This is a genomic window from Aequoribacter sp. (assembly GCF_965659035.1).
Taxonomy (GTDB): Bacteria; Pseudomonadota; Gammaproteobacteria; order Pseudomonadales; family Halieaceae; genus Aequoribacter.
Genome location: NZ_CBFHWH010000041.1, coordinates 1 through 18,217 on the forward strand (window position 1 = coordinate 1; position 18,217 = coordinate 18,217).

At 51.5% G+C, this 18,217-nt stretch carries 15 protein-coding genes; 9 read left to right on the plus strand and 6 right to left on the minus strand.

Going from position 1 to position 18,217, the window contains the following annotated elements:
- Nucleotides 1-31: 31 nt before the first annotated feature.
- The 3 genes from ACTF5Z_RS07540 to ACTF5Z_RS07550 form a co-directional block, all read right to left on the minus strand.
- Nucleotides 32-1,960 carry an acyl-CoA synthetase gene (locus tag ACTF5Z_RS07540; RefSeq protein ID WP_438985109.1) on the minus strand — a complete coding sequence of 643 codons (1,929 nt, stop codon included), beginning with the start codon at nucleotides 1,958-1,960 and terminating at the stop codon, nucleotides 32-34.
- A 178-nt stretch (nucleotides 1,961-2,138) separates the two neighbouring features.
- The gene (locus tag ACTF5Z_RS07545) at nucleotides 2,139-3,041 is read right to left on the minus strand and encodes an ROK family protein (RefSeq protein WP_438985110.1); all 903 of its coding nucleotides are present in this window, start codon (nucleotides 3,039-3,041) and stop codon (nucleotides 2,139-2,141) included.
- Nucleotides 3,038-4,237, minus strand: a complete 1,200-nt coding sequence (locus ACTF5Z_RS07550) for an MFS transporter (RefSeq protein ID WP_438985111.1) — start codon at nucleotides 4,235-4,237, stop codon at nucleotides 3,038-3,040. Before ACTF5Z_RS07550 ends, ACTF5Z_RS07545 begins: the two co-directional genes overlap by 4 nt.
- A 166-nt stretch (nucleotides 4,238-4,403) precedes the next feature.
- Between ACTF5Z_RS07550 and ACTF5Z_RS07555 the strand changes: the two genes are divergently transcribed.
- Both ACTF5Z_RS07555 and ACTF5Z_RS07560 read left to right on the plus strand, forming a co-directional pair.
- Complete coding sequence (locus tag ACTF5Z_RS07555; protein ID WP_438985112.1) at nucleotides 4,404-6,962, plus strand: TonB-dependent receptor domain-containing protein; 2,559 nt, start codon at nucleotides 4,404-4,406, stop codon at nucleotides 6,960-6,962.
- A gap of 77 nt (nucleotides 6,963-7,039) precedes the next feature.
- Nucleotides 7,040-8,119, plus strand: coding sequence for a hypothetical protein (locus ACTF5Z_RS07560; RefSeq protein WP_438985113.1), 1,080 nt, complete (start codon nucleotides 7,040-7,042; stop codon nucleotides 8,117-8,119).
- 15 nt (nucleotides 8,120-8,134) lie between these two features.
- Here ACTF5Z_RS07560 and ACTF5Z_RS07565 read toward each other — a convergent pair whose 3' ends face one another.
- Nucleotides 8,135-9,151, minus strand: a complete 1,017-nt coding sequence (locus ACTF5Z_RS07565; RefSeq protein ID WP_438985114.1) for a LacI family DNA-binding transcriptional regulator — start codon at nucleotides 9,149-9,151, stop codon at nucleotides 8,135-8,137.
- 138 nt (nucleotides 9,152-9,289) lie between these two features.
- Entirely contained in the window at nucleotides 9,290-11,413 is a 2,124-nt protein-coding gene (locus ACTF5Z_RS07570; RefSeq protein WP_438985115.1) for a molybdopterin-dependent oxidoreductase, read from the minus strand.
- Between the two features lie 148 nt (nucleotides 11,414-11,561).
- Between ACTF5Z_RS07570 and ACTF5Z_RS07575 the strand changes: the two genes are divergently transcribed.
- The 6 genes from ACTF5Z_RS07575 to ACTF5Z_RS07600 all read left to right on the plus strand — a co-directional run bounded on the left by ACTF5Z_RS07575 (nucleotide 11,562) and on the right by ACTF5Z_RS07600 (nucleotide 16,299).
- Nucleotides 11,562-11,801, plus strand: a complete 240-nt coding sequence (locus ACTF5Z_RS07575) for a YdcH family protein (RefSeq protein WP_040816507.1) — start codon at nucleotides 11,562-11,564, stop codon at nucleotides 11,799-11,801.
- A 35-nt stretch (nucleotides 11,802-11,836) separates the two neighbouring features.
- On the plus strand, nucleotides 11,837-12,709 hold the full coding sequence (locus ACTF5Z_RS07580; RefSeq protein WP_438985116.1) for an MBL fold metallo-hydrolase: 873 nt from the start codon (nucleotides 11,837-11,839) through the stop codon (nucleotides 12,707-12,709).
- A gap of 17 nt (nucleotides 12,710-12,726) precedes the next feature.
- The gene (locus ACTF5Z_RS07585; RefSeq protein ID WP_438985117.1) at nucleotides 12,727-13,119 is read left to right on the plus strand and encodes an RNA-binding S4 domain-containing protein; all 393 of its coding nucleotides are present in this window, start codon (nucleotides 12,727-12,729) and stop codon (nucleotides 13,117-13,119) included.
- Nucleotides 13,120-13,228: 109 nt separating this feature from the next.
- Nucleotides 13,229-15,148 carry a 1-deoxy-D-xylulose-5-phosphate synthase gene (gene dxs / locus ACTF5Z_RS07590; protein WP_438985118.1) on the plus strand — a complete coding sequence of 640 codons (1,920 nt, stop codon included), beginning with the start codon at nucleotides 13,229-13,231 and terminating at the stop codon, nucleotides 15,146-15,148.
- A gap of 12 nt (nucleotides 15,149-15,160) precedes the next feature.
- A complete protein-coding gene (locus tag ACTF5Z_RS07595) occupies nucleotides 15,161-15,406 on the plus strand; it encodes an exodeoxyribonuclease VII small subunit (protein WP_438985119.1) in 246 nt (81 codons plus the stop codon).
- A complete protein-coding gene (locus ACTF5Z_RS07600) occupies nucleotides 15,403-16,299 on the plus strand; it encodes a polyprenyl synthetase family protein (protein ID WP_438985120.1) in 897 nt (298 codons plus the stop codon). Before ACTF5Z_RS07595 ends, ACTF5Z_RS07600 begins: the two co-directional genes overlap by 4 nt.
- Here the strand turns inward: ACTF5Z_RS07600 and ACTF5Z_RS07605 are convergent, their stop codons facing one another.
- Nucleotides 16,300-16,797 carry a disulfide bond formation protein B gene (locus tag ACTF5Z_RS07605; RefSeq protein WP_438985121.1) on the minus strand — a complete coding sequence of 166 codons (498 nt, stop codon included), beginning with the start codon at nucleotides 16,795-16,797 and terminating at the stop codon, nucleotides 16,300-16,302. It abuts the gene before it with no gap.
- A 188-nt stretch (nucleotides 16,798-16,985) separates the two neighbouring features.
- On the opposite strand from ACTF5Z_RS07605, the gene ACTF5Z_RS07610 reads away from it, so the two are divergent.
- Nucleotides 16,986-18,068, plus strand: coding sequence for a DUF2855 family protein (locus ACTF5Z_RS07610; RefSeq protein WP_438985122.1), 1,083 nt, complete (start codon nucleotides 16,986-16,988; stop codon nucleotides 18,066-18,068).
- Nucleotides 18,069-18,217 lie beyond the last annotated feature (149 nt).

Consider the following 18,217-nt stretch of genomic DNA (forward strand, 5'->3'; position numbering starts at 1 on the left):
GCAAGCCCTCTCTGATCTGCGCTGGTGCTGACTAAGCTGAATGCAGCATCATTTTGAAAGTGTACAGCGCGAGTGCTTTCTCTAGTTTTTGATGCTGATCACTTGGTAGCGTGATGTGCGCGACGATTCCTAGTTTGTTGTCTTGTTCAACTACCACTGCGTTGAGGTCAATACCTAGCTGCGTAGCTTCATTGCGCACCACATACTCGATTTCTCGCATTACCAAGGCGGGCTTAAAGGTTTTCCCGACCGCCGTTAGTGGCAGGGCATCGATAATAATAACTTCCTTAGGGATCGCGGCACGTTCTGATAATCGCGCGGTTAGGTCGGTCAGCAGTTCTTCCGCGGATACGGCGGCGCCTTCGCTTACTTGGACATAGGCAACCGGTACTTCGCCGGCGTGCTTGTCAGGCCGACCAACGGCTGCAGACATTGCGACTGCAGGGTGCGCTGCCAAGCCTTCCTCGATTACTTTAGGGTCAATGTTGTGGCCGCCCCGAATGATCAGCTCCTTTTTACGCCCGGTTAACCAAATATAGCCGTCTGCATCAATCCGCCCAAGGTCGCCTGTGTTGAGCCAGGAGTCTGAATCACTGGGAATAGCGACCCAAGCGCCTTTGTTTTGAGCATCGTCTAAATAACCGGCAAACTTATTGGGCCCTTTCAGAATGATCACGCCGATTTCATCCGTCTCTGCATCGCGCACATAGGCACCATTATCGTCTAAAATGGCCGCTTTAAGTCGTTCCCAGGGTAGGCGTATGCCAATAGAGCCTACTCGTTGCGGGCCATCGCCTGGGCACAGAGATGCCACGGCGGTGCTCTCGGTTAAGCCGTAGCCCTCTAACACTTTCATGCCCGTGGTGGCTTCGAATTTATTCAGCAACTCGACGGGCATTGGGGCCGCGCCGCAAATCGCGTACATCAAAGATGATAAATCGTGGCCCTGTGTAGAGGCTTGCAGCAAGCCGGCAAATGCAGTGGGTACGCCCGAGAATGAAGCGACTTTATGATGCGCACAAATGGCCCAGAAGTTTTCCATCAGTCCCGGTGTTCGATATCCAGCCGGCGGAGCCAGTAACGAGTGTGCGCCGCTGGCAAAGACGGCAAGGCCTGTGCCTATTTGCGCGTTGACGTGGAATAGAGGTAGGCACGTAAACAGCGTCTTGCCAGGTTGCATCAATTTGGGCGCCATTGCCGCTAATTGCAGGACGTTGGCGGTTTCGTTACGGTGTGTGTGCTGGGCGATTTTAGGTAGCCCTGTGGTGCCGCCTGTGCAGAAATACGAGGCAATATCTTGGGCTTGCGGTTGTTCAAACGCTAGAGCATCACCCGAGTCTTTGGCAAGTTCCTGGTGAAAATCAAGGACTGGTAAACCCGCGATGGTCTCGGGCAATCCCGCAGTTCGTTCGTGTCTTGCGCTACCTTGAGCGTTGCCCGGTAAGTGGCGCATTGGGTCAACGGCCACTACGCCTTTGGGCTTAGTGCTAGCATTGCTCCAGAGCGACAGGGCTTCCTCTACTCGGTTCCAGATCTCAGGGTTGGGTGTTGGTGCCAGCGTCACAATCCACTGTGTTTTGGCGTTCTCTAAGAGTTGGCGGATTGAGTCGCCCTCTAACAGGCTGTTTACGGCAAATACAATACCGGCTGTTTCTCCACCCCAAATGCACAGGTGCGTTTCTGGCAGGTTGGGTAAAATATAGGCAATCACGTCGCGCCGACCGATGCCTAAACGGCGAAAGCAGTTAGCCGCTCGTGTGATGTCTTGCAACCATTCGTTGTAAGTCCATGTGGAGGGCGTAGCGTAAGTATCGGCGCTGATAAAAAACGACAAGGCGGTGTTATTTGGATTAAGCGCGGCACCATCGGCGATCATTTGGTAGGTCGATGTTAAATGCTCGAAGGGGTTTGGGTTTTGTCGCTCAAGTGCCTCGATAGACGCTAGATCCGTAATGGTCATAGTTGCCTCTGCAGTGCTTTCTTATGGAATGAGCAGCGTATCGGCTGCTTTGGAATCTGAATGCAGAGTGTAACGGAAATAGCCTCGGGCGTGGAGATGATAAGCCTGAGTTGCGCCACTTGAGCTCAGTGTTATTCTTAAAGTCGGCTATGGTATAGCAGAAAGACAATGCAAGACGCTAGACGGATGCCGCTCGTAAAGCCTGCTCAGCCAAGAGATAAGCACCTGAGATCCCAGATAAGGTGTCTAGACTGGGCGACTGAATCACCGTGCTTAACTCGTCGACATGATGGAACCGACCGAGATATCCACCCAATTGCTCGAAAGCGCTAAGGCGCACGCGGTTCAGCAAGCCATCGGTGAGCGAGACACCACCGCCAAGGACAATGTAATTGGGAGCATAGGTCAGTAGTAAATTGGCGGCAAAGCTACCCAAGTAGTAGCCGATAATATCGTGCGAGTTATGAGCGCTGCCAAGCGCACTCAAGTCTTTGCCCCAGCGATCAATAATCGATGGACCGCAGGCTAGTCCCTCAAGACACGCACCGTGAATGGGACAATGCCCCGCATAGTTATCGTCAGGGTGATGCGGGAGTCGAATATGGCCCATTTCTGGATGATGCACACCATTACTCACGCGCCCGTTGTCGACCACGCCCGCGCCGACACCCGTGCCCACAGTAACGTAAATTAAGCGCCCGTCATTTGCCGGTAATAAAGACTTTGCCTCTGCTAGTGCAGCGGCATTTACATCGGATTCAATTTTTACAGGCACATTAAACTGCGCAAACGTATTAAGTAGATTGGCGCCAGTCCAATGGGGTTTTGGGGTTGTGCCTATCACGCCGTAATCGCTCGTCTTGGGGGTGATACCGATGGGTCCAAAACTGCCAACGCCAATGGCTTGAATTGGCCCCTGTTGCGCGATTTGTTGGTTAATAAAGTCTACCGCTGCAGCCAGAGTGATGTCGGGGTGTTGTGTAGGAATGCGTGTCTGCACCGCGCTTATTGGGTCAGCGCCAACGCTGACCAGCCACTTGGTGCCGCCAGCTTCTATCGCTGCAAAAATAGGTTGGCTCATAAATTTTCCTGCTCTTCAGCCAGCCGACTTTGTGTCGGGTCCAGCCACCAATTGACGAAGCTTAGGGCAAACAAAGTCACTGCACAGACTGCCGTGAACACAAAGCCATAAAACACTTGCCCGAACATATCACCCAGAATACCCATCACCATGGGGCCGAGTGCGGCGGCCACCGCGGTAAAAAATAGGATAACACCGGCAATGGCACCATGTTGGGCGGGCCTGAAACACGAAATTCCTTTCGAATTGATTGTTGGGTAAAGCACCGACATAAACAACCCTGAAACAGGTAATAAGACCGCGGCGGCGTTGACACCGAATATCATTGCTCCGACATAACACAGCGCTACGGCACCGCTGAACAACATAAGAACTGTTTGCCAAGCAAACTTGTGTAAGATGTAAGCACCAACAAAACGGCCTAAGGCACGGCATACGAAAAATATAGACAGTGCGTAGGTTGCGAGCACTGGGACACTGCCATCGTAGTCCAGCAAATAGGTCGGCATCCACACGTAAATGGCGGCTTCTGCTACGACGTACAGTGCAATCGCCAAACTAAATCCGAGTGCGTATGGGTCTTTCAGCATGGCAAGTGTGTCGCTTAACGACGTCTTTTCCTGCTCTGTGGAAGCCGTTGGAGGGTAAGGTGTTCTCGCGGCAATCACAGCCAAAGTAACCGCAAAACCGCCGGCAATGACGTATAAGTAAATCCAAGAGACCTCTTGGTTGAGTAAATAGCTGACGATGGCGGGGCCAATGATGGCTCCTACCGCAAAAAAACCTTCTGCCATATTCATGGTTCGGGTGTGCTCGACGTTTGACCGTGATACATCCCCCATTAGACCGATGGCTGCCGTCTTAAAAATACCTATGGCTAAGCCCGAGAGTGTCACTAACACCAGAAAGTGTGCGAAAGACGATCCGATCACGAAGGCAAAGCAGCATGCAGCGAACAAACCAAGCCCAAGTATAATGATCGCTTTTCGTCCAAATCGATCAGACAAAAACCCCAAACCGATACCGCTAAGGGCAATGGCGATCATGGTGCCGTAGTGGAATGCGCTGGCCTGAGTGAGCGATAAATCGAAGGTTCTGATGATGACAGGGATGATTACGCCCACGGCGTCTGTCGTCATGGCGAAAATAAAAAACATCAGATACGTCAGTAGTCTGATAGAGCGGTTCGTATCCATGACTGTGTTCCTATTATTTTTCGAGTTTGTATCGTATCACGAAAAAAAAAGATTGCAATCGGTTGCAAAATAAGTTGCAATCGGTTGTAACGCTGCTTTGTTGTAGTAGTAGCTGTGGTTTAAATCGCGAATAAGCGAAAATAACAAGACGAAAAAGGAGGACGCCATGCGTCAACAAACAACAGTGGTAACCCGTAAATCCCCGCTCAGTGCAGCTGTTGCAGCTACGCTGATGTTACTGTCTAGCAACACCTACTCGCAGGAGCTAGAGGAAGTCATCGTCACTGGTGTGGCGAGAGAAGGCGTTTCTAAATTAGAAGCCAGTGTCTCTGTAAGCTCGTTAAATTCGTATGATATTGAAAAGCTATCGCCTCGATCAGTCGCTGAATTGTTCCGTGCGTTACCTGGTATACGCTCTGAAAGTTCAGGCGGTAACGGTAATGCCAACATCACGGTTCGCGGCATTCCGCTCGCGACAGGTGGTTCTAAGTACATGCAGTTACATGAAGACGGATTGCCTGTTCTAGAATTTGGCGACATGAATTTTGCCAACACTGACAACTTCATTCGCTCGGACTGGAGCGTTGGTCGAGTTGAATCGATTCGCGGTGGTTCGGCGTCAACTGTAGCGTCGAACTCTCCTGGCGGTATCATCAACATGATTAGCAAAAAAGGTGGCGATGACGCTGGCGCCATCGGTATTACCATAGGTGCTGACTACGATGAGTTTCGTACTGATTTTGAGTATGGCGGCAGCCTAGCCAGCGATATTACCTACCACCTTGCTGGATTTTTCCGCGATGGTGAGGGGGTTCGTGAAACAGGCTTTAATGGTGATAACGGTGGCCAGATTAAATTTAATATCACCAAAGAGCTAAAAGACGGCTATTTACGCTTTTACGGTAAGCAGTTAGACGACAAAGTCACTACGTATTTGCCATCGCCCGTGCTGGTTAAATCTAATGGCTCGTTTGGTGCAGTTCCTGGGTACGATGCAAGTTCGCAAACGCTCCACTCGGTACAGACCAATAACATTGTCACTTACGACCCCTATGGCAACCCGAAATCTCGAGCCGTCTCTGATGGTATTGAGTCTAAGGTTTCAGCCTTCGGATTCGAGTTTGATAAAGACCTGGGCAACGGTTGGACTGTCAATAACAAGTTCCGGAATTCTAGTGTTGAAGGCGGTTTCATCTCTCCCTTCACCGACGGGTTTGCCGGCGGTACGTCAACCATTGCCGCCAAAGGTGCGGCTCTGTGTGCTGACGCAAGCGTCGGAGGTGTGTCCATTGACTGTTCGGGTGGTGTTGCAGCCTTCGTCGACGGTCAGGTCGCTGACCCAAATCAGCTAGCATTCACGAACTTGCTGTTCGATACGACGTTTGATGATGTTGGCTTGCTGGTGAATGATTTAAGTTTTAGTAAGGATTTTGATCGCTTTAGTGTGAATGCCGGTTACTACTATTCTAAGCAGAACATTGATATTACTTGGAATAGCTGGCACACCCGCATGCAGACCCTGGCGGGTAAGGGTAGTCAAAATATCACTTACGTAGCTCTGGGTGCGGGCATTGATGCGGATGGAAATTCGGTCGATGTCATGCTTGCCGACAATGGCGCCTTGACTCAAAGTTTCCTATCTTGGGATTGGGATCTTGAGTACGTGACAACGGCTCCCTATATCAACGTGGCTTTCGAGGTGAATGATCGCTTAAACATCGAGGCAGGTGTTCGTCGTGATGAGACCAAAGCAAGTGGTCGTCGTTTAGACGGGTGCTGTGGTGGTAATTCGAGTGTTGATCTTAACGGCAATGGCTCGGTAGGTTCTTACGAAGTGGTTGGCGGTGTGATAACTCGCTTGGATTCAGATGCGCTGTTAGAAAACGCTGGCGCAGTATCTGCTGGGTTTATTACGGGTGGTGTGCGTCAGTTGAATGACAATGCAGCTGCGGTGACTCGCGTGAACTACACAGCTGACAACACCTCTTACACTTTTGGTGCAACCTACATGTTGAATGATGATGCATCAATCTTCGTGCGCTACTCCGACGGTGGCCGTGCAGTGGCTGATCGTTTGACTCAGGTCGCAGGTTCATTGCAGGCCAATGGCGCTTTAACGTCAACAACGGATGGTTACGACAACGTCGAACAGCTTGAAGTGGGCTATAAGCATCAAGCCGAGGATTGGGCGTTTTATGCAACCTTGTTTGACACCATGGTTGAAGAGACCAATGCGGAGATTACCAGTGGTTTGACGTTTGTTCGCGAGTACGAGGCAACCGGTTTGGAACTAGAGGGCGACTACGATTTTGGTAATGGTTTTCGCATTAACGGCAACCTAACTTGGATCGACGCCGAAATCGCAAAAGATGCCACCAATGCTTCGGTAGTGGGTAATACACCGCGTCGTCAGGCTGACATGATCTATACCATTTCACCTGAATACTCGTTTGGTAACGGCCTGATCGGTGCTTCGGTGGTCGGTTCATCAGATTTCTATCTCCAAGATAGCAATCAGCTCAAACAAGACGCGTATCAGTTAGTCCACTTATACGCGAACTACCAACTGTCTGATGCTTTGACCGTTAGCTTGAATGTAAACAACATAACCGATGAGTTTGTTATTACGGAATCGGAAGAGGGTGCTGCGGCAGCCGGTGATTTTGTTCGAGCACGTCCTTTGAGTGGTCGGTCAACATCTGTCAGTGTTCGTTACGACTTCTGATCGAGGTTGGGGCAGCACCTAGCTGCCCCCCCTTTCTTTAAACGAAATTTTTTGAAACATTCGCACAAAGGTTCAGCATGAACTCTTCGCACATTAAATTAGCTGACTGTTACTTGTGGGACGCGTGGTCTTTTATCGAGCCGGGTAAATGGCATTTGTACTGTTTGGGCCTGCATAAGTATGACTCGACAGGCACCCTGATAAACCCCGATCATCGCAACGATCACCAGTTTCACATTCATCATTTTGAGTCGTCTGACAACGGTCAGCATTGGGCTGATTGCGGAGTCTTTCAGCAGGCAGGAGTCTGCGCCAATGGTGCCGATTCGGGCAATGTATGGAGTGGTGATTCACACAGAACCGCTGGGGGCGATTATTGGTTTGCCGCCACGGGAATACGGGCGATTGATTCTGAGCGTCCGTTTGTTCAATCCTTGATGCTGGGGAAATCGAGTACGCCTCAGATATTTGATGGCGTGATGACGCCAGTATTGATGGCGGATGAACATCACGATCAGCTCACAGATAAAGGCTACTTTCTGGCTGGCCAGCAGGTCTTAGGTCATCGTGATGGCGAGCTCGGTGGTTCGATTCTGGCGCTACGAGATCCCTACATTGTTGATTTGCGCGGTTCAGATAATGAAAACGCAGTTGATGTGGTGTTCGCGGCGAAGGCGAACAATGGCACCCCGGCAATGGGGCACATACGTGTGAGCTTAGCCGGTGATGTCCCTGAGTTAGTCGAGATATGCCACCCCATTGCCTTACCCGATGCCGCTTTGTTCACGCAGTTTGAAGTGCCAAAAGTCATTTTTGACGCGGAGGCGCAGCGCTATTTGCTGCTGGGCTCAACGGCAGATCGCGTTGATGAGTCGCAACCAGAGGAAGAGGTCAATCGTTATTTGCGACTTTATTACGCCAATGATTTGCGGGGGCCTTGGAACCCTGCAACGCTGGAGGGTAGCGAACTGCTCGGCGCGGGTTGTCGCTTTGGTGCTACGATTCTTGAATACAATTCAGATGCGCAGCAGCTGGTCTGTCTGGCGCCGCTCACCACCATGGACGAGAGCGGTGGCTTGTTCTTTGATTATTCTTTTGCTATCGATGTAGGAAAACTGGGACGAAAAGAACGCTTAGCCATCCAGATTCTTTCTTGAGTTGCGAGAGGCCCATCAGGCTGACTCGCGTATTATTAGTTCAGGCTCGAGTTCAATACAGCTCGGGCCTTTTCCGTCTAATACTTTCAATAAATTGTCGACAAGTAATTCAGCTCCTGCTGAGCGATCTTGCCGTATCGTGGTCAGCGTTGGGTGATAAATCGCAGCGGCGGGGATATCGTCATACCCAATCACCGCGACATCACGGGGTATATCCACTCCGACACTTTGCAGGGCCGACATGACTTTAAGTGCTTGCATGTCGCTGGCGGCAATTACAGCATCGTATTCATCGCGGCGATTGACGAGTTGCTCTAAACTTTTCTCTCCCGTGTTTCGATCCATTAGCGAACCAAATACCAACTCGGAGCTGATGTTCAATTGATATTCGGCAAGACCTTGTTGTACCCCGGCAAAGCGGCTCGCAATTTCTGGGTGATCTTGATAACCCACGAATGCGATGCGCTTGCGTCCGGTCTCGGCAATGTGCTCACCGGCCAATCTTCCACCCTGTAGATTATTCGATCCGGCCAGCGCGTAAGCCTGGCCACCTTCCACAGGGGCGCCCCAAACCGAAAGAACATCGAATTGTTCGGCGAGCTCATTCAACTGTGTATGAATTGACCCCTGCCCAATAACAATAACGCCGTCTGCTTGACGGTTGCGGATAAAGGTTTCTATCCATTCGGCTTGCTGTGGACGAGTGCGTGTCAGCAGTAACTGGTGCCCGCGTTGATCAAGTGCCTCAGCAATAGCTGCGGTAATCTCTAAAAAAAACGGGTCTGAGATGCTCCATTCCACATCATCGGCGGCGGCTATGATGACGGCAATGGTCAGGGTTTGTTTGGTTCGGAAGTTACGTGCGGCGGAGTTAAATCGGTAGTTCTTTTCCTTTGCGATTTTGCGAACCAGCGCCTTAGTTTTATTGTTGACCAAGGGCGAGTCTGCCAGGGCTCTAGAGACTGTCGACTTTGATACCCCTGCTAAGGCAGCGATGTCGGCCATTTGAAGGTCGCGATTTGATTTGCTCATGTTTTATTCGAAATGCCAGATTCTTGCAGTGTAACTCATGTGCAATCGGTTGTGTGCTTTCTTGAGCTTTGATTGACCAGAATTGGAAGTGGACCGCGGGCAGGCGGCGCTGATTGCCGCTTGCTCGTGGGTTGGCTATCAGGCTGCTGCAACGGTCACCGGCACACCATTAACGGCCGCATTACCGCTTAACTCGTCGATGTATTCGTGATCGGTAATGTCGTTGCAGCTCACCCCTTTATTGGCGATGGCGATGTCCATTTGAATGCCCTGTCTGTCGTGGCCGTAACCATGCGGTAGGCTGACGACGCCGGGCATTACCTGGTCGGTAATTTCAAGCGGAGCATGAATTACTCCTACGCGAGAGTGAATACTGACTTCGGCTCCATTCTCCAGCCCCTTTGCCTTGGCATCGTCCGGGTGCATCATCAAGGTACAGCGATTCTTGCCTTTCACCAGGCGACGGTAGTTGTGCATCCAAGAGTTGCAATCGCGGACATGGCGCCGGCCAATCAGGCGAAACTCATCCTTCGCGCTCGTATCGTCTGCAAACTCAGCTAGCAACCTCGGTAGGTCCGCCAGTGGCTCGGGGGTAGCGCACTGTATGCGTTTGTCTTTGGTCTGGAGGCGCTCGGGTAGCAGCGGCTTTAACTCACCCAAATCGATACCAGAAGGATTGTCGATAAGTGACTGTAAGCTGAGGTTATGCTCGGTGTTTTCACCGTAAGGTCCCCCTTTGATACCGGCATCGATAATCTTGTGGGGTGGAATACGTTTTGGTGCTTCGAGCCCTAAGCGCTGTGCTACGCGTTCACCCAGACCCACAAAGATTTCCCAGTCGTGCAGTGCACCCTCTGGCTTTTCGAAGACCGGGGGGTTGTAGCGCGTGGTGTTACGCAGGGCATTCACGTGAAACCCCAAGTCGTAGTGGTCGTGCTCCAAGGGCGACGTTGGTGGCAAGATGATATCCGCATGCCGAGTTGTTTCGTTGAGATACGGGTCTAGTGACACCATAAAATCAAGTTGCTCGAGCGCGTCGTCTAATTGACGACCGTTAGGTGTTGATAACACCGGGTTGCCGGCACCCGTGAATAAGACTCTAATTTGCCCTTCGCCCGGGGTGGTAATCTCTTCGGCGAGCGCCGCTGATGGCAGTTCGCGATCAAATTCGGGCAAGCCACGTTTGCGTGAATGGTGACGCGCAAAACCACCTGGGCCTGTGTTGCGCACCTGATCGACGGCGGGCAGAGTGAACATCGACCCACCCACTCGATCAATGTTGCCGGTGATAATGTTGATGATTTGTATAGCCCATTGATTCAAAGCGCCATAGCGTTGCACGGATACCCCCATGCGCCCGTAACAAATAGCTTTTTCGGCTTTGGCAAAATCGTGGGCGATGCGTGTAATCGTTGCTGCACTGATTCCTGTGTGTTGCGCGGCCAGTTCAGGCGTGAAAGCGCGCACAGCCTCTGCGACAATTTCTACGCCGTCGGTGAACGGTGCCAGGTGGTCAAGATCTGCCAAGCCGTCCTGGAAGATGACGTTCATCACCGCGAGAATAAACAGGGCGTCGGTGCCAGGTTTGATAAAATGATGCTCGCTGGCCATTTCAGCTGTTTCGGTGCGGCGTGGGTCGAGTACTATCAGTTTGCCGCCCCGAGCTTTCAGATCTTTGATGCGCTGTTTGATATCGGGTACGGTCCAAATGCTGCCGTTGGAGGCCACAGGGTTGCCGCCTAGCATGAGAAAGTAGTCAGAGCGGTCAATGTCCGGAATAGGGAACATGAGTTTGTGGCCAAAGAGCCACATAGAGGTCAGGTGGTGAGGCAGCTGGTCGACGGAAGTCGCGGAAAAGCGATTTTTGGTGCGCAGCAATTTAAACAGTGCACCTTGGTGCGTCATCATGCCGTAATTATGAATCGACGGGTTGCCCAAATAGACGCCGATGCTGTCGACCCCGTAGCGTTCGACCGAATCGGCCAAGGCGCTGGCGGCGGTATCGAGTGCCTCGTCCCAAGAGATGGGCTCGTGACGGAAAGAGCCATCTGCTTTTGTGACCTTTTTCATGGGCTGGCGCAAACGATCTGGGTCTTGATGAATGTCCTGCAGGGCGACGGCTTTGGGGCAGATGTGCCCGCGGCTTAAGGGGTCGTTTTTGTCGCCTTTGATCGACAAAACCTCAGTGCCGTCGGTCTCGATGACAAGGCCGCAAATGGCTTCGCACAGATGACAGGCGCGATGATGTACTTGTGTCGCCATGGTTTTCTCCTTGTTATTTGGGCTTAGTGTGCGGTGAACATATGCAAAGCTCAAGTGTTCTGTCGCAAATTAGGCTTTAGCACGTGCGGGGCTTGTCTGCTTCGAAAAGGGCGGGTAATGTAGGCCCAACAAAGCCAGCGAGATCGTCATGCCTTTCGGTCGCAAGCCTCCAGATATTAGTAACGCCGCCAATCAGGAATTAACGCCTGCCATGCGTTTGTTAGAGCTGCAGCACAAGCACCGCGTTATGGACGCCAAAATTACCGAGTTACAGCTAAACCCCTATCAGAATCAAATCTTGTTGCAGCGCTTAAAGAAAGAGAAGTTGCGTCTCAAAGACGCGATAGAGCGCCTCAAAGATGATCTTATACCTGACTTAGACGCGTAGTTAAAACACGAGATCAAAGCGATACCGGAGAGAAGATGAAGCGATTTATTGCAGTGCCCTTGCTTGTGTTAGGAGCCAGTATTGCCTTTGCCCAGCAAGTAACGACTACGCCGCTTACAGAAGGTTTGTACATGCTTCAAGGACGCGGTGGTAACGTGGTGCTGTCGCTGGGGAGTGACGGTGCAGTCATGATTGACGATGACTATCCCAACATGATTAATGAATATCAGTTCGCGGTGGATGATATAACAGGGGAGGATTACAGCGCACCCAACTACATTATCAACACACACTGGCACCAAGATCATACTGGGGGCAATGACTACTGGGCTGGTGAGGGCGCGACCATTATTGCGCACAAAAATGTTCGAACTCGCATGCAATCGGGTTTGGATAACAAGGCCTTAGGTATAGTTTTTCCGCCTTCGTCGGAACAAGCCTTACCTGTATTAACGTATACCAATGCGCTTTCGTTGTACTTTAACGACGAAGCGATTGTGGTCGAGCACTACTCGGCGGGACACACCGATGGCGACAGCATTGTGCGTTTTACCAATGCTAACGTTGTGCACTTGGGTGACCACTTTTTTAATGGTCGATTTCCCTTCGTCGATATTGAGTCGGGTGGTAATGTCTTAAGCTATACCGACAATATCGCCAAAATTCTGGCGAGTGTTGATGAGTCTGTTCAAATAGTCCCTGGCCATGGCCCACTTGCCTCGAAGGATGACTTGCGCGCGTACTACCAGATGTTGCTGGAAACAACGCAAACGGTGCGTTCTGCGCTCGATGACGGTCAGTCAATAGACGATATCATCGCCGTTGGCCTCGGTGATAAGTGGGCGTCTTGGGGGTCGGGTTTTATTAATGAGGCTCAGTGGATTCGCACGATTGCTGGGAGTTTGTGATTACTTCGACATCTTGTATGCAAAAACTCCGTATCGATAAATGGTTGTGGGCCGCACGCTTTTACAAAACACGCTCGCTGTGTAAGCAAGCCATCGAAGGCGGCAAAGTGCATGTCAACGGCCAGCGCGTAAAAGTCAGCAAAGATGTGATTGTCGGAGACGAAATCCGCGTGCGCCAAGGTTATGATGACAAAGATATTGTTGTTTTAGCGCTGTCAGATCAGCGCAAAGGTGCGCCTGAAGCACAGTTGCTGTATCAAGAAACATCGGAAAGCGTCGCTAGGCGCGAGGCTGCGGCTCTGGCACGCAAGGCCGCAGGGGGGCTGATCGGACGCCCTGACCACAAACCAAACAAGCGCGAACGTCGCCAAATTCACCGGTTTAAGAACATTAACGACGAAAATGCCTGAGCGACTCTGTGCGTGCCGGCCTCGCTAGCATTACCAAGCGTGAAGGCCTTTGTAAAAACTGCCACGATTGCGAGTGACGCACGCTGCGCACTTCCGCTAAACTACACGTATGCTTGCCAAAATACCGCACAATAGACCGCTTACGCCTTTGCTCGATGCATTGGATGGTGAGTTGTCGATTCACGATCTGAGTCTTACAGAGCTTGAGGCTTTATGTAGCGAGCTGCGCGCGTTTCTTTTGTACTCAGTAGGTCAAACGGGTGGTCACTTCGGCGCCGGTCTGGGGGTCGTCGAATTAACGGTTGCCCTCCATCATTTGTACAACACTCCGGATGATCGCATTGTTTGGGATGTAGGGCATCAAACCTACCCGCACAAAATTTTAACCGGGCGTCGAGAACAGATGCACACCATGCGTCAAGCGGGTGGATTAGCAGGCTTCCCCAAACGATCAGAAAGTCCCTACGATACCTTTGGCGTCGGACATTCTTCGACCAGTATCTCGGCTGCTATGGGTATGGCGGTAGCGGCAGCGCAGCAAAACATTTCGCGCAAAGTAGTTGCGGTAATCGGTGATGGAGCCATTACCGGTGGCATGGCGTTAGAGGCACTGGCGCATGCGGGTCACGAACGACCAAACATGTTGGTTATTTTAAACGACAACCAAATGTCTATCGGTCACAACACCGGGGGGCTAGCCACCTACTTCGCAAAAATTTGGGCGAGCAAAACCTACATCAGCTTGCGCGAGGGCTCGAAAAAAATTCTTAAGCAGATCAAACCCGCTTGGGATCTAGCCAAACGTACAGAAGAGCACATGAAGGGCATGGTTGCACCTGGGACTTTGTTCGAAGAGCTCGGTTTTAATTACATCGGTCCACTTGATGGTCACGATTTGCCTTTGGTGGTGCAAACCATTACCAACATGATGAGCTTAGAGGGCCCTCAGTTTCTGCACCTTCGAACGATGAAGGGCAAAGGCTTTGAGCCCGCCGAACATGACCCGGTGGGTTATCACGCGATTAACAAGCTCGAAAGTAAAACCAAAGAGCTCGAAGGCGTCGAGCCACCGGCTAAGAAAGGCCCCAAGTATCAAGACGTATTTGGTCGCTGGCTGTGCGATGCTGCAGAGCAGGACACCCGGCTTATTGGTATTACGCCTGCTATGTGCGAAGGCTCGGGTATGGTTGAATTTTCGCAGAAATTTCCGCATCGTTATTACGATGTCGCTATTGCTGAACAGCATGCTGTGACACTCGCCGCTGGTATGGCTTGCGATGGTTTAAAACCGGTAGTGGCTATTTATTCGACGTTCCTGCAGCGTGGATACGATCAGCTCATTCACGATGTGGCCTTGCAAAACCTCGATGTGACCTTTGGTATTGATCGCGCTGGTTTGGTTGGCCAAGACGGGCCAACACATCATGGTGCTTTTGACTTGAGTTACTTACGCTGTATTCCAAATCTGATAATCGCCGCGCCCTCCGATGAGAATGAATGCCGCAAGTTATTACACACCTGCTATGCTCACGAAGGTCCGAGCGCAGTGCGCTATCCGCGTGGCAACGGTCCTAACGCACTTATTGAGCAAACTCTGACCACGGTAGAAGTCGGGAAGGCTAGGCGCGTGCGACAGGGTCAAAAGGTCGCTATCGTAAACTTTGGTACGCTACTCACCGAGGCTCTAGCGGCGGCAGAAGCTCTGGATGCGACTGTGATCGATATGCGTTGGGTCAAGCCCTTAGATACTGATTTGCTCGACGATGTTGCGCGCAGCCATGACCTCATCGTCACGCTAGAGGAAAACGCATTGGCCGGCGGTGCGGGTAGTGCGGTATTGGAATACAAAGCACTGAAAGCCTGGGGCGTAGATGTGCTGTGTCTTGGTTTGCCTGATCAGTTTATCGACCACGGCGACCACAAAGCGCTGTTGGCAGAGTGTGGGTTGTGTGCCTCGGGTATTCAAGATTCGATCTTAGCGCGCATTAATCCGCTTTCTGTTCTGACCCCCGCCGCGGTCCCTGTGTAAGGTGTAAACGCTATGTCTGATAACTCATTAGATTTTGAAGCTGCAATGAGTCGCCTAGAAACTTTGGTAGCGCAGATGGAATCCGGTGAGCTCACCCTGGAGCAATCGGTAGCGGTGTTTGAAGAGGGCGTGACGCTCTCAAAACAAGCACAAGCGGCTTTGCAAGCTGCGGAACAAAAAGTAAAAATTTTGATGGAAAGCAATGGCGAACTGCGCGCCGAGCCTTTCGTCGCTGATCGTCAAAACGACGCACAGTGATTGAGCAACACTTAAACGCCTGTAAAGCACGTGTCGAAGCTTGTCTTGTGGCGCAGTTAAACCAATTGCCCCGTTCCGAGGTGCAGCTTGTTGACGCTGTGGCTTACAGTTTAAAGGTGGGCGGTAAGCGTTTACGCCCTGCTTTGGTCTATTCGGCCGCCGCCAGCTTGCGCTCGGATTTAACGCTTTTTCCGCCCAATCTTACCCCCTTGGATTTAGCGGCAGCGGCGATTGAATCCATTCACACATACTCGCTAGTGCATGACGATTTGCCGGCCATGGATAACGACGAGCTGCGACGCGGTCAACCTACCGTCCACAGACAATACGATGAGGCGACGGCTATTTTGGTCGGCGATGCCCTGCAGGCTTGGGCTTTTGAACTGCTGACACAAATCGACACATTGCCCGCCGATAAGGTGGTGGCGATGGTCAAAGAATTGGCTCAAGCGTCGGGACCCAAGGGTATGGTGCTTGGGCAAGCATTAGACATGCAAGCAACTGGTGCCTCTGAATCCGTTGATTACCTTAAGCAATTACACAACTTAAAAACGGGCGCTTTAATTCGATCTGCTCTGCGTTTAGGTGCCTATTGTATGAACGCAGGACCAAAGGAACGGCGGGTCTTAAGTGCCTATGGCGACGCTATTGGTCTGTGTTTTCAGGTGGTCGACGATATCTTAGATGTAACCACTGATAGCGCGACGCTCGGTAAAACGGCCGGTAAAGATCAAGAAGCCGATAAGTTAACTTACGTCAAGTTGCTGGGTTTAGAGGGTGCCAAAGCCGAAGCGCAACATCTGTGTGAGCAAGCCAAGGCCGCAGTTGCAGATCTACCTAATCCCCGGGTGCTTATCGAACTTGCCGATTACATTTGCAACCGAGCGAATTAACTAAGAGTCTTTGCGCACCATCTGCCAAATACAGGCACCACCGAGGGCGATAAAGAACAGCAGAGTCTGCTCGGGAATAGTAAGCCCTAAGAAGGTCCAGCTGATGTCTGCACAGTTCCCGTCGCCCATCAATATCGTGTTGATGACCTCTAAAAAGGGCAGGGTATCGAGCATGTATTCCAGAGGCGGGCCGCAAGCGGGAACCAAATCTTCCGGTAGATTTTGCAGGTAGATGTGTCGTCCAGCGACAGCGCCGCCCACTCCCGCAAAACCGAGTCCAAGTCCGCCATAGAGCTTTTTACCGAATGTGCCCGGGTCATGCAATGCAGCAATAAGGCCTGTGACGCCCACCAAAACCACGAACGCACGCTGAGTCATACACAGTGGGCACGGCGCTAAGCCCAGATAGTACTGTAGCCAAAACGCGAAGCTCATACCAACAATGCTGGCGAGAAACAAAGCGATAAATGTTCGTCTAGGGGTCAGTAAATCAAGCACAGTGGAGCCTCAAGTAAGCGGTAAGCAAAGGCTAGTCAGATCTGGATCCTAGGGCAAGAAAAAAAGGACGAAACGCCCTAAAAACAACCGCACTTAAATGAGCTCATACAGCAGCGACGATAAAAAAGTTGGCAATCGAGCAAGGGCTGTGGCACAAACGGGTTTTATCACTTAAAGGGAAGCAGCACATGGCTTGGCAGCAACAGGTACTCGAGGTCAATAAAACGGCACTCTCGGAAACTCGATTTTATACGCATGAAATTAGCCAAACGCTTGAGCCCAACGAAGTCGTCCTGGCAGTCGACCGCTTGGCCATGACCTCCAACAATATATCCTACGCTGTGGCGGGCGATATGCTGGATTACTGGGGGTTTTTTCCGACAGAAGCCGGTTGGGGGCGTATTCCCGCGATGGGTTGGGCCGACGTTGTGGCTTCGGCGCACCCCGATATTGATGTGGGTGAGCGGGTTTGGGGGTTTTTCCCTTACGCCAACTATCACAAAATTCAGGCGGGGCATGTTACTGCGTCGAGTTTCAAAGACACTGGTTTACATCGGGCCCAGCACGCACCGGTATACTGTCAGTTCGATAAAGCCAGTGCCAATCCGCTGTATGACGCGAGTAGAGAGGGGCAAGACAGTTTACTGCGGGGTTTGTTTATGACGTCGTGGCTGGTGGAAGACTTTTTGAACGAAAACGCGGGGTTTGGTGCTGAGCTTTGTTTAATCACCAGTGCGTCTAGCAAAACCAGCATTGCCCTTGCTTATGCGGTAAAGCAGCGCGGACAAATGAAAAGTATTGCCATCACTTCTGAGAAGAATCGCGCCTTCTGCGAATCGTTGGGGTGTTATGACGCGGTATACAGCTATCAGCAAATTGAACGGCTTAACTCAGGTGCTCCTGCTGTCATCGTCGACATGGCTGGCAGTGCTGCGACCTTAACTCAGTGCCACCAGCATTTTGGCGATAATATGAAATATTCATGTCTGATTGGGGCGACTCACTACCACGAGGGTGGCGCTACCGATAATTTACCGGGCGCTAAACCAGAGTTTTTCTTTGCCCCTGCTCATGTTCAGGAGCGTAGCAAAACCCTCGGAGCCGCGGTGTTGATGACCTTGTTGGGTGAAAGCTACGCGCAGTTTCGGGTGTTTTGTGATGGCTGGATGCGGGTGCAATGTGCCGAAGGGCAGGATGCCGTCATTGAAGCGTATCGGTCCATTTTAACGGGCGCGACCGAGCCACAGGTTGGGCAGTTAGTAAAAATGTGATGGAGCTTATTGCCGTCTTCTGAGTTTTTGCAGAGGATTTCAGGTTCGGTGGTATCGGTGGTATCGGTGGTATCGGTGGTACCGGTGGTGCGTGTTGGTGCGTGTTGGTGAGAGAGGTTCGGTATGGCAGACAATCGTGAGCAGTGGGC

Excerpts from the sequence above, each read along its gene's own strand:
- ACTF5Z_RS07540 (WP_438985109.1), bottom strand. The coding sequence starts at position 1,960 with ATGACCATTACGGATCTAGCGTCTATCGAGGCACTTGAGCGACAAAAC.
- ACTF5Z_RS07565 (WP_438985114.1), bottom strand. The coding sequence starts at position 9,151 with ATGAGCAAATCAAATCGCGACCTTCAAATGGCCGACATCGCTGCCTTA.
- ACTF5Z_RS07580 (WP_438985116.1), top strand. The coding sequence starts at position 11,837 with ATGAAGCGATTTATTGCAGTGCCCTTGCTTGTGTTAGGAGCCAGTATT.
- ACTF5Z_RS07585 (WP_438985117.1), top strand. The coding sequence starts at position 12,727 with ATGCAAAAACTCCGTATCGATAAATGGTTGTGGGCCGCACGCTTTTAC.
- dxs (WP_438985118.1), top strand. The coding sequence starts at position 13,229 with ATGCTTGCCAAAATACCGCACAATAGACCGCTTACGCCTTTGCTCGAT.
- ACTF5Z_RS07570 (WP_438985115.1), bottom strand. The coding sequence starts at position 11,413 with ATGGCGACACAAGTACATCATCGCGCCTGTCATCTGTGCGAAGCCATT.
- ACTF5Z_RS07610 (WP_438985122.1), top strand. The coding sequence starts at position 16,986 with ATGGCTTGGCAGCAACAGGTACTCGAGGTCAATAAAACGGCACTCTCG.
- ACTF5Z_RS07550 (WP_438985111.1), bottom strand. The coding sequence starts at position 4,237 with ATGGATACGAACCGCTCTATCAGACTACTGACGTATCTGATGTTTTTT.
- ACTF5Z_RS07545 (WP_438985110.1), bottom strand. The coding sequence starts at position 3,041 with ATGAGCCAACCTATTTTTGCAGCGATAGAAGCTGGCGGCACCAAGTGG.
- ACTF5Z_RS07560 (WP_438985113.1), top strand. The coding sequence starts at position 7,040 with ATGAACTCTTCGCACATTAAATTAGCTGACTGTTACTTGTGGGACGCG.
- ACTF5Z_RS07555 (WP_438985112.1), top strand. The coding sequence starts at position 4,404 with ATGCGTCAACAAACAACAGTGGTAACCCGTAAATCCCCGCTCAGTGCA.
- ACTF5Z_RS07595 (WP_438985119.1), top strand. The coding sequence starts at position 15,161 with ATGTCTGATAACTCATTAGATTTTGAAGCTGCAATGAGTCGCCTAGAA.
- ACTF5Z_RS07575 (WP_040816507.1), top strand. The coding sequence starts at position 11,562 with ATGCCTTTCGGTCGCAAGCCTCCAGATATTAGTAACGCCGCCAATCAG.